The organism is Streptomyces sp. NPDC090445 (assembly GCF_044769385.1).
Lineage (GTDB): Bacteria > Actinomycetota > Actinomycetes > Streptomycetales > Streptomycetaceae > Streptomyces.
On record NZ_JBIVXV010000003.1, the window covers coordinates 487,691 to 508,431 of the forward strand.

19 protein-coding genes are annotated in these 20,741 nt (G+C 74.1%); 13 read left to right on the forward strand and 6 right to left on the reverse strand.

What is annotated here, in order from left to right:
* Positions 1-44 precede the first annotated feature (44 nt).
* Positions 45-1,265 (reverse strand): PucR family transcriptional regulator, encoded by a 1,221-nt coding sequence (locus ACIQUT_RS10220; RefSeq protein WP_403561412.1) that lies wholly within the window; start codon positions 1,263-1,265, stop codon positions 45-47.
* A gap of 145 nt (positions 1,266-1,410) precedes the next feature.
* Here ACIQUT_RS10220 and ACIQUT_RS10225 point away from each other — a divergent pair, with 145 nt between their 5' ends.
* The 7 genes from ACIQUT_RS10225 to ACIQUT_RS10255 all read left to right on the forward strand — a co-directional run bounded on the left by ACIQUT_RS10225 (position 1,411) and on the right by ACIQUT_RS10255 (position 9,018).
* Positions 1,411-1,974, forward strand: coding sequence for a TetR/AcrR family transcriptional regulator (locus ACIQUT_RS10225; RefSeq protein ID WP_403561414.1), 564 nt, complete (start codon positions 1,411-1,413; stop codon positions 1,972-1,974).
* Positions 1,975-2,029: 55 nt separating this feature from the next.
* Positions 2,030-2,644 carry a DUF6461 domain-containing protein gene (locus ACIQUT_RS10230; RefSeq protein ID WP_403561415.1) on the forward strand — a complete coding sequence of 205 codons (615 nt, stop codon included), beginning with the start codon at positions 2,030-2,032 and terminating at the stop codon, positions 2,642-2,644.
* Positions 2,645-3,038: 394 nt separating this feature from the next.
* A complete protein-coding gene (locus ACIQUT_RS10235) occupies positions 3,039-3,455 on the forward strand; it encodes a hypothetical protein (protein WP_403561417.1) in 417 nt (138 codons plus the stop codon).
* Complete coding sequence (locus tag ACIQUT_RS10240; protein ID WP_403561419.1) at positions 3,452-4,234, forward strand: transcriptional regulator; 783 nt, start codon at positions 3,452-3,454, stop codon at positions 4,232-4,234. The genes ACIQUT_RS10235 and ACIQUT_RS10240 overlap by 4 nt, the downstream gene beginning before the upstream one ends.
* Positions 4,235-4,347: 113 nt before the next feature.
* A complete protein-coding gene (locus ACIQUT_RS10245; protein ID WP_403561674.1) occupies positions 4,348-4,788 on the forward strand; it encodes a roadblock/LC7 domain-containing protein in 441 nt (146 codons plus the stop codon).
* 92 nt (positions 4,789-4,880) lie between these two features.
* Positions 4,881-5,255 (forward strand): hypothetical protein, encoded by a 375-nt coding sequence (locus ACIQUT_RS10250; protein ID WP_385422812.1) that lies wholly within the window; start codon positions 4,881-4,883, stop codon positions 5,253-5,255.
* A gap of 178 nt (positions 5,256-5,433) precedes the next feature.
* Positions 5,434-9,018: a CDP-glycerol glycerophosphotransferase family protein gene (locus tag ACIQUT_RS10255; RefSeq protein ID WP_403561421.1), complete on the forward strand. Its 3,585-nt coding sequence runs from the start codon at positions 5,434-5,436 to the stop codon at positions 9,016-9,018.
* Positions 9,019-9,279: 261 nt separating this feature from the next.
* Here ACIQUT_RS10255 and ACIQUT_RS10260 read toward each other — a convergent pair whose 3' ends face one another.
* The gene (locus tag ACIQUT_RS10260) at positions 9,280-10,005 is read right to left on the reverse strand and encodes an SIR2 family NAD-dependent protein deacylase (RefSeq protein ID WP_403561422.1); all 726 of its coding nucleotides are present in this window, start codon (positions 10,003-10,005) and stop codon (positions 9,280-9,282) included.
* A gap of 169 nt (positions 10,006-10,174) precedes the next feature.
* On the opposite strand from ACIQUT_RS10260, the gene ACIQUT_RS10265 reads away from it, so the two are divergent.
* From ACIQUT_RS10265 to ACIQUT_RS10275, 3 genes are read left to right on the forward strand one after another with little or no spacing between them, the layout of a single operon-like run.
* Positions 10,175-10,606: a hypothetical protein gene (locus ACIQUT_RS10265; RefSeq protein ID WP_403561424.1), complete on the forward strand. Its 432-nt coding sequence runs from the start codon at positions 10,175-10,177 to the stop codon at positions 10,604-10,606.
* 42 nt (positions 10,607-10,648) lie between these two features.
* On the forward strand, positions 10,649-11,581 hold the full coding sequence (locus ACIQUT_RS10270; RefSeq protein WP_403561426.1) for an ATP-grasp domain-containing protein: 933 nt from the start codon (positions 10,649-10,651) through the stop codon (positions 11,579-11,581).
* A gap of 45 nt (positions 11,582-11,626) precedes the next feature.
* On the forward strand, positions 11,627-12,487 hold the full coding sequence (locus tag ACIQUT_RS10275; RefSeq protein ID WP_403561428.1) for a GNAT family N-acetyltransferase: 861 nt from the start codon (positions 11,627-11,629) through the stop codon (positions 12,485-12,487).
* Positions 12,488-12,491: 4 nt separating this feature from the next.
* On the opposite strand, the gene ACIQUT_RS10280 is transcribed toward ACIQUT_RS10275, so the two are convergent.
* The 3 genes from ACIQUT_RS10280 to ACIQUT_RS10290 form a co-directional block, all read right to left on the reverse strand.
* Complete coding sequence (locus ACIQUT_RS10280) at positions 12,492-12,935, reverse strand: SSI family serine proteinase inhibitor (protein ID WP_403561430.1); 444 nt, start codon at positions 12,933-12,935, stop codon at positions 12,492-12,494.
* Between the two features lie 227 nt (positions 12,936-13,162).
* On the reverse strand, positions 13,163-13,627 hold the full coding sequence (locus ACIQUT_RS10285; protein WP_403561432.1) for a Crp/Fnr family transcriptional regulator: 465 nt from the start codon (positions 13,625-13,627) through the stop codon (positions 13,163-13,165).
* An 86-nt stretch (positions 13,628-13,713) separates the two neighbouring features.
* The gene (locus ACIQUT_RS10290; protein ID WP_403561434.1) at positions 13,714-14,016 is read right to left on the reverse strand and encodes a hypothetical protein; all 303 of its coding nucleotides are present in this window, start codon (positions 14,014-14,016) and stop codon (positions 13,714-13,716) included.
* A 199-nt stretch (positions 14,017-14,215) separates the two neighbouring features.
* Here ACIQUT_RS10290 and ACIQUT_RS10295 point away from each other — a divergent pair, with 199 nt between their 5' ends.
* Positions 14,216-16,219 carry a glycoside hydrolase family 5 protein gene (locus ACIQUT_RS10295; protein WP_403561436.1) on the forward strand — a complete coding sequence of 668 codons (2,004 nt, stop codon included), beginning with the start codon at positions 14,216-14,218 and terminating at the stop codon, positions 16,217-16,219.
* A 162-nt stretch (positions 16,220-16,381) separates the two neighbouring features.
* Positions 16,382-19,114 (forward strand): DNRLRE domain-containing protein, encoded by a 2,733-nt coding sequence (locus ACIQUT_RS10300; protein ID WP_403561438.1) that lies wholly within the window; start codon positions 16,382-16,384, stop codon positions 19,112-19,114.
* Between the two features lie 39 nt (positions 19,115-19,153).
* Here the strand turns inward: ACIQUT_RS10300 and ACIQUT_RS10305 are convergent, their stop codons facing one another.
* On the reverse strand, positions 19,154-19,555 hold the full coding sequence (locus tag ACIQUT_RS10305; RefSeq protein ID WP_403561440.1) for a DUF3224 domain-containing protein: 402 nt from the start codon (positions 19,553-19,555) through the stop codon (positions 19,154-19,156).
* A 138-nt stretch (positions 19,556-19,693) separates the two neighbouring features.
* Between ACIQUT_RS10305 and ACIQUT_RS10310 the strand changes: the two genes are divergently transcribed.
* Entirely contained in the window at positions 19,694-20,740 is a 1,047-nt protein-coding gene (locus ACIQUT_RS10310) for a helix-turn-helix transcriptional regulator (RefSeq protein ID WP_403561442.1), read from the forward strand.
* Position 20,741: the final 1 nt, after the last annotated feature.

Sequence of the window (20,741 nt, forward strand, 5' to 3'; positions counted from 1 at the left end):
CCACCCCCTGCCCCTGCCCCGCACCGCCCCGCGCGGCCGGGCGGTCAGGCGGGGCGGTGGGGCGGCCGCACGGCGGCGGGCTTCGGCGCGGGGGCGGGGCCGCCGTCCGTGCGCTGCAGGACCGCCGCATGGGCCAGGGCCAGCTCCACCACGTGCGCCGGATCGGACAGCGAGCGGCCGGTGAGGTGCTCCAGGCGCCGCAGCCGGTTGGAGACGGTGTTGCGGTGGCAGTACAGCACCAGCGAGGCCTGCGTCGTCGAGCCCCGGCAGGCCAGCCAGGTGCCCAGCGTGGTCAGCAGGACGCGGCAGTCCTCCGCGGGCAGCGCCAGCACCGGGCCGAGCACCACCTGCCGCAGCCGGCACGCCAGTTCGGCCTGCGAGGCCACGAGCGCCATCGGCAGCCGCTCGTCCAGCAGCGCCGTGTGCGGCCCGGCCGACGCGGGCGCGGTGCGCAGCGCGAGCGCGGCCAGCCACCGGGCCCGCGCCAGATCCCCCGGGGCCTCCACGACCGGGCTGACCCCGGCCCGCACCCCGAGCGGGGCCAGCAGGTCCCGTACGGACTCCAGCGGATGGCGGCCCAGCTCCACCAGACCGGTCTCCCCGTCGGCGCGGACCCGCCACAGCACCCGCGGCCCCGTCGCCGCCGGCTCGGCACCGCGCCCCCCGGAGCCGCCCGAGCCGATCACCACCACCGCGAACCGGCCCCGCTCGGGCAGCCCCAGCTGGGCCGCGGCCTCCGACGCCGCCGGGCCGTCCGCCGGGCCCCCGCCGTCGAGCAGGGCGTCCAGCAGGGACGCGCGGCGCTCCCGGTCGCGGTCGAAGCGCGCGGCCTCCGTACGGCGGTACGCCTCGGCCACCGCGTCCGTCAACTGGTCCACCACGTCCCACAGCACCGAGGCGAGCGGCAGCAGCCGGGGGAGCGCGGCCGGATCGTGCGCGGTCACCGCCTCGGTGAGGGTGTGCCACAGCAGCCGGCCGCCCCGCCGATAGGTGTGCAGCAGCGAGGCGAGCGGCAGGCCCTGCTCGGCGCGGAGCGTGCCGGTGGCCCGGGCGTCGCCGAGCTCCACCGGCAGCCCGCGCGCGCTGCGGACCAGCCCCTCGACCGACTGCGCCAGGTTGTGGTGGATCCGCTCGCGCAGCTCGGCCCGGCCGAGCAGGGCGGCGTACGCGGGGTCCTCGGCCAGCGTCCGGTCGGCGAGCCGGTCCGCCGTCACGGCGACCCGGCGGGACAGTTCCTCTCGAATCTCCTCGATGATCCGCTCCATGGGGGGCAGAGTGACACGTGAGGGGCACCGGTGGGGAGGGCCGGGATCCGTCGTGTCCGCTAGCGTGTCCGAATCACTGCGAGTGGAGTGGCCACGGTGCAGTGATCAGCACACCCACACACCCACACACCGTCAGGAACCGCCCATGCGCCACAATCCCGAGCGCCGCACCGCGCTGCTCGACGCCGCCATCGAAGTCCTGGCGCGCGAGGGCTCGCGCGGCCTGACCCTGCGGGCGGTCGACGCGGAGGCGGGCGTGCCGACCGGGACCGCCTCGAACTACTTCGCCAACCGGACCCAGCTGCTCGGGCAGATCCTGCACCGCACCCGGGAGCGGCTCGCCCCCGACCCGGCAGACCTGCCCACACCACTGGACGCCAGGGTGCTGCTCATGCTGCTGCTGGAGCGGATGCGGCGCGAGCGCAGCGTGCACATCGCGATGCTGGAGCTGCGCCTGGAAGGTATCCGGCGCCCCGAGCTCCAGGCGGAGATGGCCGCGTTCCAGGCCGCGGAGCTGGAGGCGAACATCGCCTGGCACCTGGACGCGGGCCTGCCCGGGGACCGGCAGGGCGTACTGCTGCTCTACCTCGCGATGCTGGGGCTGATCGTGGACGACCTGACCGTGCCCACCATGCTGGAGGCCTATCCGATGGCGGGTGTCATCGACTCGATGGTCGAGCGACTCCTCCCGGAATCCCCCGCACAGTGACTATTGTGCCGTTCGGGGGAGTGCCGGCACGATGCGCGGAGGAACGACCGTGGACATGACCGGGGACCGAGGCGGCGCCATACGGTGGCTCGCCGACTGGGACGGCTGGTACGCCGGCCTCACCTTCGCCCGGGGCATCGCCCCCGAGGAGCTCGCCCGGCGCCTGGGCGCGCTGCCCGGCATCCGGCCGGGTCCGCTGGGCGCCGCCGACGCCTGGAGCATGGTCGCCGAGACCGTGGACGGCGACGGCGTGGCCCGGGTCGGCCGGTGGGGCGGCTGGTCCTTCGCCGTCGAGCACGGCGTGCCGGCCGGCGCCGAACGGCTGGCCGAGGTCTCCCGCTGCGGGGTGGAGGCCCTCCACCTCGACCCCCAGCCCGACCATCCGCCCAAGCTGTTCTCGTACGCCCGCGACGGCGAGGTGGTCTGCTGCTTCGGCCTCGGCGAGGAGGTCTGGCGCGGCGGCCACCGGCCGGACTACCTGCTCCCCGAACTCGTCGCCGCCGGCATCCTCACCGCCGACGGCGGCTCCCACGACCGGCGCGAGGACGAGCCCTGCGCCGACCGGGACCGGCGCACCCTCGCGGTGCTGGAGCGCCGCTTCGGCCTGTCCCTGCCGCGCCGCCTGATCGAGGACGCCCCGCTCCCGGCATTCGTGACGTGTACGCAGTGACGCACACGCAGTGACGGACACGCAGTGATGTGTGTGCGGTGGCGTGTGCGCAGTGACATGCAAGTGCTGTGACATGCAAGTCGGGACCGCTGTCGGGTCGGTCGGCGGCGGTCGCGGTCACCCGGACGGGCCATGCGCGTTCGCGTCGGGCGCTCGAATCCCCCGCCGCCCCCGTGGCTCTCCGGTCCCGGCGTTCGGGCCGTGATCAACAATCCCGATCAGAAGTCGAAGGGTTCCGGCCAAGGTGTCGCGCTCTTCCGTGCATGTTCCCGCGGAAAATGCCAGATGGCCCTTCCGGGCCGCTGAACGCGAGTAGGTTCCTCCCTGTCGCGCCGTACGACCCTGTCGCGCCGTACGACGTCACCTCGCACATCCGGTCGGGAGGGGAGCCCGCGTGCCCGGGATCGACGAATGCCTGCTCGAAGCCATGACCCTGCCCGGTGCGCGCGGGGCCGCCCTGGTCGACTGGAGCAGCGGACTGGCCCTCGGCACCGCCGGCGAGTCGCCCGTCGGCGACCACGAGACCACCGCCGCCGAGACGGCGGAGCTGGCCAGGGCTGCCGCCGAGTACGAGTCCTTCGCCCAGCCCGCCCCGTCGGCGATGGTCCAGGCCGCCGCCCTCGGAGCCGACGGCCCGCCCGTGGAGGACGTGATCGTCACGACCCGGGCCGGCTACCACGTGATCCGCTTCGTCGAGACCAGCTTCGACAGCAGCGTCTTCCTCCACCTCTGGCTGGACCGCACCGAGGGCAACCTGGCCCTCGCCCGCCACCGACTCAGGGCCCTCGCAGAGGGGCTGGTACTCAGATGACCGCCTTAGCGACAGCCGCCGCCGCTGTCTCCCCCCTCCTCACCCGACTCGCCGCCGAGCGCGCCACCGGCGCCCTGCTCCGCGACCGCGGCACGCTCTTCCTGCAGGACGGCCGCGTCGTCCACGCCGAGAGCCCGGCCACCCCCGGCCTCGACGTCCTGCTCACCACCGGCGGCGCCCTCGCCCCGGAGCGCTGGCGCGAGGCCGTCGACCGGGCCGGCGCCCACGGCCAGGTCGCCCGCTTCCTCGTGGACAGCGGGGGCCTCGCCGGCGGCGAACTGGAGATCTGCCACCTCGCCGCGATCTTCGACGCCGCCTTCTTCGCCCTCTCCCCGGGCAGCGGGCCCTCCCGGTTCCGCCGCGGGGCCACCCACTGGATCGGCTCCGTCCGCTCCGTCCCGGCCGCCGCGGTCGAGCGCGAGACCCAGCGCCGCCGGGAACTCCTCGACGCGGTCTGGCCCTACCCGCAGCTGGACACCGCCCCCGTGGTGCCCCGCGCGGCCGCGCCCGGCCAGACCGTCACGGCCCGCCAGCGGCTCCTGCTGGCCCACTCGGACGGCGTCCGGACCCCCGCGGACCTGGCCTGGTTCCTGGGTCGGCCCGCCTTCCACACCCTGCTCGACGTGCGGCGCCTCGCGGCCGCGGGCCTCGTGGAGACCCCGCACCCGCCGACCCGGGCGCCCGTCGTGACGACCCTGCCCGACTGGATGACCCAGACCCAATCCCCGGACGTGGCGCTGCTCCGCCGGTTACGCGACGCACTGGAGGCAAGCCTGTGAGGCTCCCGCTGCGACCGGCACTGCGCGCCGAGCGCGCAGACCGCTCCGAGCGCGCCGACCGCTCCGAACTGAGGCAGCCCGAAAGGAGGCAATCCGACATGAGCACGGCGATGATGCCCGCGGAGGCCGAAGCCGAGATACTCGCCGAGCTCCGCCGGCTGCGGGCCCGGGTCCCCCAGCTCAGCGGCGCCCTCGCGGGAAGCTCCGACGGCCTGGTCCTCGCCCAGGACAGCGCCGCCATCGAGGTCGAGGCCGTCGCCGCCCTGACCGCGGCCGCCCTCGGGGTGGCCCAGCGGCTCAGCGACAGCACCGGCCAGGGCGGCTTCCGCGAGCTGCTCGTCCGCGGCGAGCACGGCTACGTGGCGACCTACGCCGCCGGCGACGCCGCCGTCCTCACCCTGATCGCGGAGCCCCGCGTCAACGTGGGCCGGCTCCACCTCGAAGCCCGCCGCTCCAGCCTGCGCATCGCCGAGCTGATCGACGGCGTCCTCGGGCGCCGCGGACCCGCGCGGCCGGCCCTGCCGCCGGCCCTGCCGCCGTCCCCGTCCGCCTGAGGCGCCCGAGACACCCGAACCCGCAGAACCGAACGACCGCGAACCGCACGTCAGACGCGTGCGCAACCCGTACACAAGGAAGGAACCGGATCATGGCCAGTGTGGAGACCGCACTCAAGGAAGCCACCACCGTCATCGACGGAGCCCTGGGCGCCGCCCTCGTCGACTACGACAGCGGCATGGCCCTCGGCACCATCGGCGGCGGCAAGGAACTCGACCTCAGCGTGGCCGCGGCGGGCAACACCGACGTGGTGCGCGCCAAGGTCCGCACCATGGACATGCTCGGACTCAAGGAGGAGATCGAGGACATCCTGATCACCCTCGGCAGCCAGTACCACCTGATCCGGCTGCTGAAGGGACGCGGGAGCAAGGGCTTCTTCCTCTACCTCGCGCTCGACCGCGGCCGGGCCAACCTCGCGATGGCCCGGCACCAGCTCAAGAAGATCGAGAGTGAGCTCGAAGTCTGAGCGAACGTTCGGTCGAACATCGACGCCGAGGTGGCGGGCGGCTGAAATCTTTGCCGTCCGTCCCGGTCGACGATGGCAAATGTCCAGGATGGGGGGACTTTATCATCCTGTAACCGAGTAGGATGCTCTCAACCTCTGATCATCCAAAGAGTTTGATTCGCTGGAGAACCCGCCACCCATGCCCCCGCGCCTGAGCATCGTCGTCCCTGTCTACAACGTCGAGCTCTACCTCGACGAGTGCCTGGAGTCCATCGCCGCACAGACCTTCGCCGACTTCGAATGTGTCCTGGTCGACGACGGTTCCACGGACAACAGCGCCGCCATCGCCAAGGCCTTCGCCGCGCGGGACAAGCGGTTCCGGGTCGTCCTGCAGCAGAATGCCGGCCTCGGCGCCGCCCGCAACGTGGGTGCCCGGCACCTCACCGAGGGCACCGAGTACCTGGCCTTCGTCGACAGTGACGACACCATGCCGGACTACGCGTACGAGCGCCTGATCGCCGCCCTCGACGAGACCGGATCCGACTTCGCCGGCGGCAACGTCCAGCGTTTCCGCTCCGTCGGCATGCAGCAGTCCTGGGGTCACCGGGCCGCCTTCGCGAAGACGCGGCTGAAGACCCACATCTCCAAGTTCCCGGAGCTCGTCACCGACCGCACCGCCTGGAACAAGGTCTACCGCCGCAGCTTCTGGGACGAGCACGACTTCCAGTACCCGGAGGGCATCCTCTACGAGGACGCGCCCGTCAGCATCCCGGCGCACTACTTCGCGTCCAGCGTCGACATCCTCAGCGAGTGCGTCTACCACTGGCGCGTCCGCGAGACCGGCGAGCGCTCCATCACCCAGCGCTCCACCGACCCGGTCTCCGTCATCGACCGCGTCACCTCCATCCGCCTGGTCCGCGAGGCCCTCCAGGGCAAGCAGGGCGCCAAGTACCTCCGCTACCTGCGTGACTACGACCACAACGTGCTGAGCGAGGAGCTCCCGCTCATCTACAAGTACGTCGGCGAGGGCGGCCCCGAGTTCCGCGCCGCCTTCGTCAAGGAGGTCGGCGGCCTCGTCCGCGAGATCGGCACCGCCCCCTGGTCCGGCCTCACCGTCGCCGACCGGCTCAAGGCGTACCTCGCCAGCGAGGGCCGCGTCGAGGACTTCATCGCCCTCACGGACCACCAGCGCAACTACTCCTACAGCGTCCCGGCGAAGGGCCTGGCGCGCCCGCAGGCCGACTACCCGTTCCTGCAGGGCCGTCCGCCGGTCCCCGCCAAGCTCCTCACCCTCGGCTCCCGCGAGCTCCGCGTCGTCAGCCGCCTGGAGCAGGCCGTCTGGAGGGAGGGCAAGCTGCTGCTGCGCGGCTACGCCGTCCCCGGCCACCTCGGCGCCGAGAACCGCCTCGCCTCCCGCAAGGTGCTGGTCTTCCGCGAGGGCGGCAAGCGCCGCCGCACCGTCGTGAACACCCGCACGGTCGCCTCCCCGATGGCCACCGTGAACGTCGCGCACCTCGCCCTGCGCCACGCCGACTGGGCCGGCTTCACCGCCGTCGTCGACCCGAGCGTCTTCCAGTCCGGCGGCACCTGGCGCGACGGCATATGGACCACCTCCATCGCCGTCACCGGCGCCGGCGGCCTCCACCGCGCCCGCCTCAAGGGCGGTGAGGCCGACAGCGGCCAGAACCCGCCCGCCCACTGGGTGGCCCCGGACGTCCGCATCGTGCCCAACGCCCAGGGCTCCCTGACCATCCAGGTCGAGGTCGTCCGGGCCCGCGCCCTCGACGTCCGCCCCGGCGGCGACGACTCCGTCGAGATCGCCGGCGAGATCGCCGCCGAGCTCGGGGGCTCCGGCGCGACCCTGCGCGCCGAGCACGTCTCCAGCGGCACCGTCCTCACCTTCCCCCTGGAGACCGCCGCGGCCACCGGCGCCGGCCGGGTCCCGTTCACCGTGCGCGTGCCGCTGGCCGACCTGGCCGCCGTACCGGACGCCGAGGTCGCGCCCGGCGAGTGGTCCCCCGAGCCGTGGAGCCTGGCCGTCACCGGCACCGACGGCAAGGAGCACCGCCTCGTACACGACGAGCGCGGAGGCTTCACCGGCCTGGTCCTCCCGCTGCCCGGCGGCGACACCGGCCGCACCGTCTTCGCCAAGCGCGGCAACAGCGGTCACCTGACCCTCTCCGTGCAGCCCTCCCCGCCGCTGATCGACGAGGTCTCCGCGCAGGACGGCGCCTTCACCGTGCGCGGCCGCTTCACCGCACCCGTGGACGAGCCGTACGAGCTGGTCTTCCACAACGCGTACGGCACCGAGTTCAGCTACCCCCTCACCCGTGACGGCGACCGGTTCGAGGCCGTCTTCGAGCCCGTCCTGCCCGAGTCCTACGCCGGCCGCGCCACCCTGCCCCACGGCCGCTGGTGGCCGACGCTGCGCCCGGTCTCCGAGGCCGGCACCACCGCGGGCCTGCTCGGCGTCGAGCGCGGCGCCCCGGTCCAGTTCGCCGCCGGCGCCCTCCAGGCCGGCCCCGTCGGCCTCACCGTGTACGGCCGCCGGATCCGGATCGAAGCCCGCTTCTACGACCGGATGGCGCTCGTCGCGGACGAGATGCTCACCCCGCACGACCGCTCCCGGTACGCCCAGCGCGTCCTGCGCGACGAGACGTACCCGGCGCGCCGCGCCCTGCCCCTCAAGGACATCGTCGTCTACGACACCTTCCAGGGGCAGGCGGCCGGCGACGCGCCGCGCGCCATCCACGAGGAACTGGTGCGCCGCGGCGAGAAGCTGGAGCACCTCTGGCTGGTCCGCGACGGCCGCGCCGAGGTCCCGCCGACCGCCCGCGCCGTGGAGTACGACAGCGTCGAGGCCTGGGACGCCCTGGCCCGTGCCCGCTACTACGTGCTGAACGACAGCGTGGCGCGCCGCTTCCGGCGCCGTGCCGGCCAGGTCGTCGTCCAGACCTGGCACGGAACGCCGATCAAGGAGATCGGCCACGACTTCATCCACGACTACTACACCAGCCCCGATGTCCTGGACGGCCTGGAGCACGACAGCGCCCAGTGGTCGCTGCTCGCCTCCCCGAGCTCGTACGCCACGCCGCTCCTGAAGCGCGCCCTCGGCTACAAGGGCGAGATCGTCGAGTCCGGAAGCCCGCGCACCGACGCGCTCGTCCGGCCCGACGCCGAGCGGATCGCCGAGGTCAAGCGGCGGCTGGGCCTGCCCGACGGCAAGAAGGTCGTCCTGTACATGCCGACCTGGCGGGAGAACCGCGAGAGCTTCTCCGGCGGCTACAAGCTCGACCTGCAGATCGACCTCGACGCGGCCCGCGAGGCGCTCGGCGAGGACCACGTCCTGCTGATCCGCGGCCACCACCGCGTCACCGAGCAGGTCCGCGACCAGGGCCGGGACGGCTTCGTCGTCGACGTGTCCCGCTGGCCGGACGCGACGGACCTGCTCCTCGTCGCCGACGTGCTGGTCTCGGACTACTCCTCCGTGCTGTTCGACTTCGCGGTCACCGACCGGCCGATCCTGCTCTTCACGTACGACCTGCAGCACTACCGGAGCACGCTGCGCGGCCTGAACTTCGACCTGGAGGAGAAGGCGCCCGGCCCGATGCTCGCCGACTCGGCGAGCCTGATCGAGGCCGTCCGGAACGCCGACGCCCTCTGCGAGGAGTACAAGGAGGCGCGGGCCGCGTTCCGCGCCGAGTTCTGCGACCTCGACGACGGCCGGGCCACCGAGCGCGTCGTCGACCGGATGCTGGAGAAGGGTGCGAACCCGGAGGCCTGAGCCGAAGGAGTGCATTCCAGGCACTGAGCAGATCCGCCCCGGGCCCACCGATGAACATCGGGCCCGGGGCGGGTCTGTAGTGGGAGAAGGGGGTGCCCCGCGCACCCCGACCGCCCACCCGCCCCGCCTGGAGGCAGTCATGAGCAGCAACGGCTTCACCACGTGCCTGTGGCTCGACGGCAATGCGGAGGCCGCCGCCGACTCCTACCTGTCCGTGTTCAAGGACGGCAGGCGCGGCCGGCCCGGGACGGCCGCGCGGGCTCAGCCGGCGATCCGGGCCAGCAGCGCCGGCAGGGCGGTGCCGATCGGCTCGCGGACCACCTCGTCGGCGAGGGGGTCGTACGGGGTCTCCTCCGCGTTCACGATGATCAGGCGGGCCCCCGCCTCGGCGGCCATCCCGGCCAGCGAGGCAGCGGGCTGCACCTGCAGCGTGGACCCGACCGCGATGAACACGTGGCAGCCCTTGGCGATGGCCACCGCCTGCGCCAGCACCTCCGGATCGAGGTTCTGCCCGAACATCACGGTCGCCGCCTTGAGGATCCCGCCGCAGGCCGTACAGGACGGGTCCGGCTCACCGGCGGCGACCCGCTCCAGCGCCACGTCCATCCCCGAGCGGGCGCCGCAGGCCGTGCAGACCACCTCCCGGGCGGTACCGTGCAGCTCCAGCACCTTCCGCGCCGGCACCCCGGCCAGCTGGTGCAGCCCGTCCACGTTCTGGGTGATCACCCGCACCGGCGTGCCGCCGCGCTCCAGCTCGGCGACGGCCCGGTGCGCCGCGTTCGGCCGGGCGGCGAGCGCCCCGATCTCGGCGCGCATCAGCCAGGACCGGCGCCGGATCTCCGGATCCGCCATGTAGTACGCGTACGTCACGAGCTTCTCGGCATCGGGCTCCCGGCGCCACAACCCCTGCGGCCCCCGGTAGTCCGGAATCCCGGAGTCGGTGGACATCCCGGCCCCACTGAACACTGCGACAAGCGGCTTACCCATGCCCCGACCCTACGGACCACCGGGGCCGGACCGCGACCGGATTGGCGCAGGCCCCGGCCGGGCGCCGCCGTCCCGCGGGAATCCCCCTGCGGTGAATCCCGCCCTCCACCGGAGTGAGATCCGGCGCCCGCCCCGGCCCGCGCCGTGCCCCGCCGGTTACACATGCGGCATGAGACTCATGCCGTACGGTGTCGGCGCCGCGCTGCTCAGCCTGCTCGCGCTGCCGGCCCCGTCCTCATTCGCCGCCGCTGCCGACCCGGCCCCGGCGCACGCCCGGTACCGGCACACCGCCGCCGACATCAGCCGCTTCCTCACCACCTTCTACGGACACCACGGCCCCTCCGACCACGACCGGTCCCAGCGGGTCTCGCAGCACCTCAAGGACAGACAGGCAGTGAGCCGGAGCCTCGACATACTGCTCTGCGCCCCGCAGGAACCGCGGAGCATCGCCGTCGGCCCGGTGACCGTCGCCCAGATGGCCAATGTCGGCTGGGCCACCGTCACCACCCACTGGGACGCCGGCACCACCGACACCTTCACGGCGTACGTACGCCTCGACTCGCAGCCGATCACGCTCGACGACGTCATCTGCGCGGGCTGACCGCCGGCACGGGGTCGGCGGCGGCCCCCGTAGGCTGGCCGCATGCCGACCACCGTCCTGTACTGCTCCGATCCGCTGAACGAACGCCGGGTCGACGCCCACTTCGCGACGGAGGCCCGGCAGCTGCGCACCGACGGCGCCGCCGTCCACCTCGTCGACCACGACGCGCTGGCGGCCGGGGACGCCGAACGCGCCGTCGCCCGCGTACCCGCGGGGGCGGGACCGCTGTGGTACCGCGGCTGGATGCTCCCCGCCGACCGGTACGCCGAGTTCGACGCGGCACTGCGGCCGCGCGGCGCCCGGCTCCTCACCGACCCGTCCCGCTACCGGCGCGCCCACGAACTCCCCGGCTGGTACGCCACGTTCGACGGGCTCACCCCGGCCAGCCGCTGGCTTCCCGCCGCTCCGGGCCGGGCTCCGGGACCGGAGCGGCTCGCGGCCCTGGCCGCCGGGCTGCCGGCCGGGGCCGCGGTGGTCAAGGACTACGTGAAGTCCCGCAAGCACGAGTGGGACGAGGCCTGCCACATCCCCGACCTCGCCGACCGGGCCGCCCTGCACCGCGTGGTCAGCCGGTTCGTCGAACTCCAGGGCGAGTTCCTCGCCGGCGGCGTGGTCCTGCGCGCCTTCGAGCCGTTCGGCGCTCCCGGGCCGGGACCGGCCGAGGCGCCCGGGGAGATCCGCGTGTGGTGGCGGGACGGTGTCCCGCGGCTGGTCACCCCGCACCCCGACAGCCCGGCCGGCGCCTGCGCAGGACCGGGCGGGGCCGGAGGCGGGGCGCAGCCCGGCCCGCAGGAGCTCGAACCGGTGCGCGCCGCCGTCGAGGCGCTGGACTGCCCCTTCGTCACGACCGACCTCGCGCTGCGCGCCGACGGCGTCTGGCGGGTCGTCGAAGTGGGTGACGCACAGGTGAGCGATGTCCACCGGGCCGTCGATTTGGCGGCCTTCGCACGGCTTTTGACGGCTGCTGACGGCTGATCGGCGCTCCTGACGGCCTCTCGCGCATCTGGTACAACACGGCGCATGACGGGATTCGAGATCACCGGCGCGAGCGCCGCCGACATGGAACTGATGCGCACCTGGGCCGATGCCGAGGGCTGGAACCCGGGCGACTCCGACCGGTTCGCGTTCGCGGTCGCCGATCCGGGAGGCTTCCTCATCGGCCGGGTCGACGGCGAACCGGCGGCCTGCATCTCGGCCGTGCGGTACGGGTCCGGCTTCGGGTTCATCGGCTTCTACATCGCGAACCCCTCCTTCCGCGGCCAGGGGTACGGGATCCGGCTCTGGCACGCCGGCATGGACCGGCTGGCCGGACGGCTCGTCGGCCTCGACGGGGTGGTCGAACAGCAGGACAACTACCGGAAGTCCGGCTTCCTGCCGGCCTGGAACAACGTCCGCCACGAGGGCCGGCTGCAGGGTGCGGGCCCGGGCCGGGGGACGGGCGCCGGGGGGTTCGAGGTGGTAGACGCCGCCGCGCTGCCCTTCGGCCTGCTCGCCGCGTACGACCGCCGGTTCTTCCCCGAGGCCCGCGACTCCTTCCTGTCGGCCTGGACCGGGCTGCCCGGGCGGACGGCCCTCGCCGCCGTCCGCGACGGCCGGATCGAGGGCCTCGGAGTGGTCCGCCCGTGCAGCGGGGCCTCCCGGATCGGCCCGCTGTACGCGGCCACCCCGCAGGTCGCGGCCGCGCTGCTGCACCGGCTCGCCGAGCACACCCCGGACGGGGTGGTCGCCGTGGACGTGCCCGACGCGAACCGGGCCGCCACGGAGCTCGTGGCGGGCCTCGGCCTGGTCCCCGTCTTCGAGGCCGCCCGCATGTACACGGGGCCGGCGCCGGACCTGGAACTGTCCGGGCTGTACGGGGTGACGAGCCTCGAACTCGGCTGACCGGTCAGAAGTCGAACAGGGTGCCGCTGCTGTGCCGCAGGGCGCACGGGTTGGCGAAGGTGTACGAGTAGCTGATCCGGCGGCCCTGCCAGACCCCGTCGGCGGTGACCGTCATGGGGTTCCACTCCCTCGTGCAGTCGACGTTGGGCAGGGGCTCGGCGAGCGCGTCCAGCTCGTCGGCGTGCGTACGCAGTTCGGCGCAGGCGGCGGCCGGGGACGGGTGGGTGCCGCGCGGGGTGGGCGAGCAGGACAGGGTCACCGCGCGCAGCGCCGTGCCGTACCCGGGGTCCTCCCCGGCGGTGACGGCGAGGACGAGGGCGGAGGGGGCGTAGACGCTCTCGGTGCCGGTCGGCGCGGCGTCGGCGGTTCCGGGCCAGGCCAGCGCGGTGAGCGCGGTGAGCGCCATGGCGGAGGAACCGAGGCCGAGACTCCGTGCGATGAACCGCATTTCGAACTCCTTGGGGTGGGTGCTTCGGATAGCGGACAGGAGTCTTGCCGACCCGGGCGTCGAACGCCCGTCCACACCGTGATTTTTCGTCACCGATCGTGAGCGAATGTATGCAGTCCGCAGCCGTGTGAAGGCGCTGACCTGTGCGGAAGCAGGCCTTCGAAACGGCCGAACACACACGCTGAAACCTTTGTCCAGCGGGCCTGGCCGGGAGGTTTACACGGTGTTCACAAACCTGCTCCGGCGTGTGGGGCGTACAGGTCGAGCAGCCGGGTCCGGGTCTGCTGGAGGCGCATCGCGAGCACCCGCCCGACCCAGTGCCCGACCGCGGAGCCGAAGGCCGGGTCGGCGTCCATGAGCATCCGCACGGCGGTCGCGTCGAACTCGTACGCGCGTACCGGGGTCATCGCCTCCGCGCTGAGCTGCCAGACGTACGGCGGGAACAGCCAGGACCAGCCGACCAGCTCCCCGGGGCCGAGGTTCTCGACGGGGGCGGGCCGCCGTCTGCCGGACACGGGGACCTGCAGGGTCACCGTGCCGGAGCGCACGATCCAGAACGACTCGGACGGGGTGCCCTCGTCGAAGATCCGCGCGCCCTCGGGGAAGTTGACCTCGCGCGCGTGGGACATCAGCCGGCCGCGGTGTTCGGCGGAGAGCACTGCGGCGATTCGGATGGGGGAAGGTGTGCTCACGACGGCCTCCGATCAGGGCCCCCCGCTAACCCCAGTGTGGCCGACACCCGCGCGAATGCGGCAGGTGGCGGCGCCACTGTTTGCCGTCAGTCCTCGGCATTGGCCTCCAGGCAGGCCAGCTCCATCGCGTCGAGCACCGCCTCGTGGCTGCGCCGGCTCAGCTCGGCCACGTTCTCGATCTGCGCCGTCGCCCAGGACGCCAGCGTCATCACCAGGACGCGCAGCCCGTCCGTGCCGTGCTCGGCGAGGATCTCGTCGGCCACGGCCATCGCGTCCTCGGGCACCCGCTCCGGCGGCTCCAGCCCGGCCAGGCCCCGCAGCATGACCAGGGTGCGGCGCGAGATCTCCGGGGTCATCCTCGCCAGCCGCAGGTCTTCTTCCTCGTCCACCGGCCCCGCCGCCTTCCCGTCGCTCGCCCTCGCCCGGTCCCTGCAGGGCACGGTAGAGGCCGGCGGCGCCGCGCGCGGGGGTTTCGGCCGGGCCGGCTCCCGGAAACCGGGGTGCGTACGGGTTCCCCGGATGCCGACCGGCCGGTAACTTGTCCGCGGCAGTCGCCCGGCCCGGGTGGCCCGAACCGGCAGGAGCCCGATGAAAAGCCGCCGTGTGCGCCCCCTGCTCACCACCCTTCTGCTGCTGGCGTCGGCCCTGCCGGCGCTCGCCGCCCCGACCGCGGCCGTCGCCGCCCCGGCGGCCCGGGCGGCGGAGCAGGCCACGGCGGCGGACCAGGGCCGGGCTGGGGACCAGGGCCGGGCCGGGGGCCAGGGCCGGGCCGCGCAGGCGGCTCCGGCCGAGAGCTGGACGCCGCCGCTGTCCACCCGGGGCCGGTACATCGTCGACGCGCACGGCAACCGCTTCCGCCTGCGCTCCGGCAACTGGGACGGCGCCCAGGGCTCCTGGACCGGCTCCGGCGACCGCAACGACCCCGCCGCCCACCACTCCGGCCAGAACGCGCACGGCATCCCCCTGGGCCTGGACCGGGTGCCCCTGCCCACCCTGCTGGCGGACTTCCGCGCCCTCGGCCTCAACAGCATCCGGCTGCCCTTCTCCAACGAGATGCTCCGCACGACCGCGCCCGTCCCCGACGCGGCGGTCGCCGCCAACCCGGCCCTGCGCGGGCGGACCCCGCTCCAGGTGTTCGACGCCGTCGTCGCCGCGCTCACCGACGCGGGCTTCGCGGTCATCCTCAACAACCACACCGTCACCACCCGCTGGTGCTGCGGCCTCGACGGCAACGAGCGCTGGAACAGCGGCCGCACCACCGCCCAGTGGGCCGACGACTGGGTGTTCCTCGCCCGCCGCTACCGCGACAACCCGCGCGTGGTCGGCGCCGACCTCTACAACGAGGTCCGCCGCGACACCTTCGACGACCCCAACTGGGGCCTCGGCGACCACCACGACTGGCACGCCGCCGCCCAGGAGGCCGGCGACCGGATCCTCGCCGAGGCCAACCCGAACCTGCTCATCGTGGTCGAGGGCATCAACTGGACCGGCATCCCCGTCAACGGCTTCCCGCACGGCCGCCCCGCCCTCACCCCCGTCCGCACCCTCTCCCACACCCTCGTCGTCTCGAACAAGCTCGTCTACTCGGCCCACTTCTACGGCTACACGGGCCCCCGGCACAGCGGCGCGACCGGCCTGGGCGAGACCAGCGACCCGCGCTACCAGGACCTGAGCCCCGCCGAGCTGCAGCAGGCCGTGTACGAGCAGGCCCTCTACGTCTCCGCGGAGACCGGCACGCACTTCACCGCACCCGTCTGGATCAGCGAGTTCGGCATCGGCGCCGACGAGACGGGCGAGCGCCCGCGCGCCTGGTTCCCCCGTCTCACCGGCCTGCTGGCCGCCGCCGACGCCGACTTCGCGTACTGGCCGCTGGTCGGCTGGAGCACCACCGCCCAGGGCGCCCCCGGCGGCGACAGCTGGGCGATCCTCCGCTACGACGCCGCGGGCCGCCGCTCCGGAGTGCTCGACGCCGCCGACTGGCGCACCGCGCCGTGGAACGCCCTCGCCACCGCCCCCGGGCGCACCGGAACCGTGCCCGCCGTGCCCGGCTGGCACCAGCTGACCACCGACCACCGCGACCACAACGCCTCCCTGCTGACCCGGGCCGGCGGCGACTGGGACAGCGGCGCCCGCAAGGCGGTCTGCCCCGACGGCTCCCGCCTCGCCGGCCTGTCCCACACCGGCGGCCGAGGCCTGTGCACCGACGCGGACCTGCGCGCCCCGGCGGGCGCGCACACCGTCGTCCGCGACGAGTCCCACGTCCCGGCGGGCGGCGACTGGGCGACCGGGTACACCAAGTTCCAGTGCCCGGCCGGACAGTTCCTGATCGGCCACAGCCTGCGCGGCACGCGGGTGTCGGCGGCGCTCTGCGCACCGGCCCGTACCGCCCTCCCGGCCGGCGGGGGCCGCACGGTGTGGTTCGACCGCGGCGACAACCGCCCGGCGGGCGGCCCCGGCGGTGACTACGCGTCCGGCCACTACAAGGGCCAGTGCCTGCCCTCCGAGTACGCGGCGGGCATCGCCTTCACCACCCGCTTCGCCTCCCGCCCGTCCCCCGCTGCCCTGCTCTGCCGCCCCCTGCCGACCCCCTGACCCGGGCCGGGCGATTTTGCATCCAATATGCCAAGTGTGGTGAACGGACCGGCGATTCGGCCTAGGGTGCGCCCGTACGCACGGCCGGGGCGGGACGGCGCCCCGTTCCGGCCGCCACCGCACCGCGCACAGCGATCGGGTGCACACCCAACTGGGGGTCTCATGCGCAGATCCAGAGGGGCGGCGGCCGCGCTCGCCCTGTCCCTGGCCGGGACCGCCGCGGGGGTCGGCCTCGGCCTCCTCCCGCAGGCGGCGGCCGTCACCCCACCCGTGGCCTTCACCGCCGACGCGCTGCCGACCTGGCAGCCCGACGGCGTCGTCTGGGCGCTCGCCGAAGCCGGCGGGACGGTCTTCGCCGGCGGCACCTTCTCCGCCGTACGGCCGCCCGAGGGCGGCGCCGGCACCGAGCAGCCGGCCGTGAACTTCGTCGCGCTCGACGCGGCGACCGGCGCCCCGACGTCCTGCAAGCTGTCCTTCACCATCGGCTCGGGCACCGCCACCGTCCGCGCCCTCACCCTCTCCCCGGACAAGAAGACCCTCTACGCGGGCGGCTACTTCGGGGCGGTCAACGGCACCCCCGTCTCCAGCCTGGCCGCCGTCGACGTGGCCACCTGCACCGTGAAGCCGTCCTTCCGCCCCGCCTTCGCGGCGACCGTGCGGGCCCTGGCCGTCACCGGCGACACCGTCTACGCGGGCGGCGACTTCCTGACCGTCGCCGGGCAGCCGCGGCAGCGGTTCGCAGCCGTCGCCGCGTCCGACGGCGCGCTGAAGCCCTTCCGGGCCGACGCGGACGAGCCGGGCCGGGCGGTCGAGGTCACCCCGGACGGCCGGGGCGTCGTCCTCGGCGGCGACTTCTTCACCGTCAACGGCGTGAACACGCACGCCCTGGCCGTCGTCGACGCCGCCAGCGGCGCGCTCACCAGGGCGTACCCGAACTTCATCGAGACCAACTCCGTCGTCAAGGACATCGCGACCGACGCGACCGGCTTCTACACCGCCAACGAGGGCACCGGAGGCGGCGTCTTCGACGGCCGGATCGCGCTGAACCTGTCCGACTTCGGCCAGCGCTGGCGCGACACCTGCCTCGGCGCCACCCAGGCCGTGCTCCCGTACCGGAGCGTGCTCTACAGCGCCTCGCACGCGCACGACTGCTCCGGTGTCGGAGAGTTCCCCGACGGGCAGCGCCACCACCTCCTCGCCCAGCCGACCACCGGCACCGGCAAGCTGGGCTGGGCCCCCGACACCAACGACGGCATCGGCGAGGGCATCGGCCCGCGCGTGATGGCCGTCGGCTCCCGGGGCGGCGTCCAGTACCTCTGGGTCGGCGGCGAGTTCACCACGGTCAACGGCGCGGCACAGCAGAGCCTGTCCCGGTTCGCCTCCACCGGGGACACCGGCGCGCCGACCACCCCCGTCGCGAGCGCGGCGAGCTTCCGGCCCGGCGAGGTGCAGGTCCGCTGGCGCACCAGCCTCGACCTCGACGACAGCACCCTCACCTACCGGATCCACCGCAACGGCGCGGCCACCCCGATCGCCACCGTCACCGCCGACTCGCTGTTCTTCAAGCGCCCGCAGGCGTCCTGGACCGACACCACCGCCGCGCCCGGCCAGACGTACACGTACCGGGTCAGCGCCACCGACGCGGCCGGCAACACCAGCGCCCTGTCGGCGACCGCGACCGTGACCGTGCCGCAGTCGGCCGACGCCTACGCCGACCGCGTCCGCTCCGACGGCGCCCAGCTGTACTGGCGCCACGACGACACCGTCCTGCCGTACGCCGCCGACTCCTCGGCCGGCGGCAACCAGAACGGCGTGCACCACAATGCCCCGGCCCTGCGCCAGACCCCGGCCGCGGTCTCGGGCGCGAGCACGGCCATCGGCTTCAACGGCACGGACACCCGCATCTACGGGGACCGCCGCCAGACCATCGGCAGCAGCTACTCCGTGGAGACCTGGTTCAGGACCGGCACCACCCGCGGCGGCAAGCTCGTCGGCTTCGGCAACAACCAGGCCCGCGGCAGCAGCCAGTACGACAAGCACGTCTACATGACCAACGACGGGCGCCTCGTCTACGGCGTCTACACGGGCGCCACCCGCACCATCACCACCGCCGGCGCCTACAACGACGACACGTGGCACCACGTCGTCGCCACCCAGGGCCCCGGCGGCATGGCCCTGTACGTCGACGGCGTGCAGCAGGGCACCCTCGCCGTCACCACGCACGAGAACTACGCGGGCTACTGGCACGCCGGCGGCGACAGCCTCGGCGGCTGGCCGAACCGCCCGGCGAGCGAGTTCTGGGCCGGCCGGCTCGACGAGACCGCCGTCTACGGCAGCGTGCTGAGCCCGGCGCAGGTCCAGAACCACTACGCCCTGGCCTCCGCCCCCGCCGACACCGTCGTCCGGGTCACCGCCGCCGAGGACACGTACGCGAACGCCGGCGCCCCGGACACCAACTACGGCACGTCCGGGTCGCTCGCCGTGCGCGGCACCCCGCTCTACCAGAGCCACCTGCGCTTCAACCTGCCCGCCGCGCCGGCGGGCACGGCCTTGAAGTCGGCCGTGCTGTCCGTGAAGACCAGCACGATGAGCGGAGCCGGCACCGCCGACACGGTGTCGGTGGTCCCGGTCACCGGAGCCTGGAGCGAGAGCGGGACCACGTACGACAACCGGCCCGCGCTCGGCGGCCCCGCCGTCGGCAGCTTCGCCGGCGTCCCCGACGGCTCCGCGGTGCACACCACGGCGCTGTCCACGGCGGCCGTCGGGGCCGCACTGGGCACCGGCTACGGCCTCGCCCTGACCGGCTCCGGCACGGACGCCCTGTGGCTGTGGTCCTCCGAGGCCCAGGCCAACGAGGGGACGCCGCAGCTCACGCTGACCTTCGGCGCGCCGTAGCCGCGCGGGCGCCGGTGGAGTACGTCCTCACCCGCCTCCTCACAGGTCGTAGGTGAGGACGTACTCCACCGAGGTGTCGCCATGGCGGTACTCGAACGAACCCGACCCCGTCAGCCCGGCGAGCTCGCCCGTCCCCGAGCCCGGCACCACCTCGAAGCCGCACCGGGTGCCGCCGGCGTCGAACGTGCCGTGCTGCTTCAGGACGAAGGCACCCTTGCGGCCGTCGACGGCACCCGACAGCAGCTCCAGACCCGTGTACGAGCCGACGTTCTCCCCCGTGTACACGATCGTGTAGGCACAGGTCGTCGCCTCGGCCTCGACGCCGCCGGTGAACGAGTTCACCACCGTGGCGCGGGCGATCCGCGGCACGGAGCCGGCCGGGCCGACCGGCTGCTCCTCCCAGTCGGCGAACGTGAAACGGCCCGTGGTGCGGACGGACATGGGGTACCTCCAGGTGCTCGACGGGCCGGGCGGGATCCAGTTCCCCGCCCGGCACGGGACCAGCCTGCCGGGGATACCTGACACCCTCTGTCAGGTATCCCCGGCAGGTATCCCGGACGTGCTGCGGACAATGGCCCCATGCGTGCCGACCGCCTCCTGTCCCTGCTCCTGCTGCTGCAGAACCGCGGCCGCATGACCGCCCCCGAACTCGCCGCCGAACTGGAGGTCTCGGTCCGCACCGTCTACCGGGACATCGAGGCCCTCGGCGCCTCCGGCGTCCCGGTCCACGCCGACCGCGGACCCGCCGGCGGCTACCGGCTGATGGACGGCTACCGCACCCGCCTCACCGGCCTCACCGACACCCAGGCCGACTCCCTCTTCCTCGCCGGCACGCCCGGACCCGCGCAGGACCTCGGCCTCGGCGCCGACCTGGCCGCCGCCCGGCTGAAACTCCAGGCCGCCCTGCCCGCCGCACTCGCCGACCGGGCCCGGCGCCTCGAAGGCCGCTTCCACCTCGACGCCACGGCCTGGTTCCGGGACGCCGACCCCGTCCCGCACCTGGCGCGGATCGCCCAGGCCGTCTGGGACCAGCGCGTCCTGGTCGTCGGCTACCGCCGCTGGAACGGCGAGGAGCGCACCGGCCGCGCCCTGCACCCCCTCGGGCTCGTCCTCAAGGGCGGCATCTGGTACCTCGTGGCGGCCGGGTCCGGGTCCGGGTCCGGGTCCGGGTCCGGGTCCGGGTCCGGGTCCGGGGCTGCCGGGGCCGAGGGCGGGGACACCCGCTTGCGCACCTACCGCGTGTCGCGGTTCCGGGACGTGGACACCGCCCCCGCAGGCTTCGCACGCCCGCCGGGCTTCGACCTCGTGGCGTACTGGGAGGAATCCACCCGCCGCCTGAACGACGCCCTGCGCCATCAGACCGCCCTCGTACGGCTCTCCCCGCGCGGCCGGGCCCTGCTGCCGATGCAGTTCGGGGCGGCAGGCACCCGCGCCCTCGCCGACGCCGAACCCGTCGACCCGGCCGACCCCGACGGCTGGGTCGTGGTCCGCCTGTCCGTCGAGGCGCAGTCCGTGGCCGTCGGCGACCTGCTGCGGCTCGGCACCGAGGCCGAGGTCCTCGGCCCGCCCGAGCTGCGGCGCGCCCTCGCCGACACGGTCGCGGCACTCGCCGAGCGGTACCGCTGAT

Bases quoted from the DNA above. Each gene is read 5' to 3' on its own strand.
- ACIQUT_RS10220 (WP_403561412.1), bottom strand. From the start codon at position 1,265: ATGGAGCGGATCATCGAGGAGATTCGAGAGGAACTGTCCCGCCGGGTC.
- ACIQUT_RS10225 (WP_403561414.1), top strand. From the start codon at position 1,411: ATGCGCCACAATCCCGAGCGCCGCACCGCGCTGCTCGACGCCGCCATC.
- ACIQUT_RS10230 (WP_403561415.1), top strand. From the start codon at position 2,030: ATGACCGGGGACCGAGGCGGCGCCATACGGTGGCTCGCCGACTGGGAC.
- ACIQUT_RS10240 (WP_403561419.1), top strand. From the start codon at position 3,452: ATGACCGCCTTAGCGACAGCCGCCGCCGCTGTCTCCCCCCTCCTCACC.
- ACIQUT_RS10245 (WP_403561674.1), top strand. From the start codon at position 4,348: ATGCCCGCGGAGGCCGAAGCCGAGATACTCGCCGAGCTCCGCCGGCTG.
- ACIQUT_RS10250 (WP_385422812.1), top strand. From the start codon at position 4,881: ATGGCCAGTGTGGAGACCGCACTCAAGGAAGCCACCACCGTCATCGAC.
- ACIQUT_RS10255 (WP_403561421.1), top strand. From the start codon at position 5,434: ATGCCCCCGCGCCTGAGCATCGTCGTCCCTGTCTACAACGTCGAGCTC.
- ACIQUT_RS10260 (WP_403561422.1), bottom strand. From the start codon at position 10,005: ATGGGTAAGCCGCTTGTCGCAGTGTTCAGTGGGGCCGGGATGTCCACC.
- ACIQUT_RS10265 (WP_403561424.1), top strand. From the start codon at position 10,175: ATGAGACTCATGCCGTACGGTGTCGGCGCCGCGCTGCTCAGCCTGCTC.
- ACIQUT_RS10270 (WP_403561426.1), top strand. From the start codon at position 10,649: ATGCCGACCACCGTCCTGTACTGCTCCGATCCGCTGAACGAACGCCGG.
- ACIQUT_RS10275 (WP_403561428.1), top strand. From the start codon at position 11,627: ATGACGGGATTCGAGATCACCGGCGCGAGCGCCGCCGACATGGAACTG.
- ACIQUT_RS10280 (WP_403561430.1), bottom strand. From the start codon at position 12,935: ATGCGGTTCATCGCACGGAGTCTCGGCCTCGGTTCCTCCGCCATGGCG.
- ACIQUT_RS10295 (WP_403561436.1), top strand. From the start codon at position 14,216: ATGAAAAGCCGCCGTGTGCGCCCCCTGCTCACCACCCTTCTGCTGCTG.
- ACIQUT_RS10300 (WP_403561438.1), top strand. From the start codon at position 16,382: ATGCGCAGATCCAGAGGGGCGGCGGCCGCGCTCGCCCTGTCCCTGGCC.
- ACIQUT_RS10305 (WP_403561440.1), bottom strand. From the start codon at position 19,555: ATGTCCGTCCGCACCACGGGCCGTTTCACGTTCGCCGACTGGGAGGAG.
- ACIQUT_RS10310 (WP_403561442.1), top strand. From the start codon at position 19,694: ATGCGTGCCGACCGCCTCCTGTCCCTGCTCCTGCTGCTGCAGAACCGC.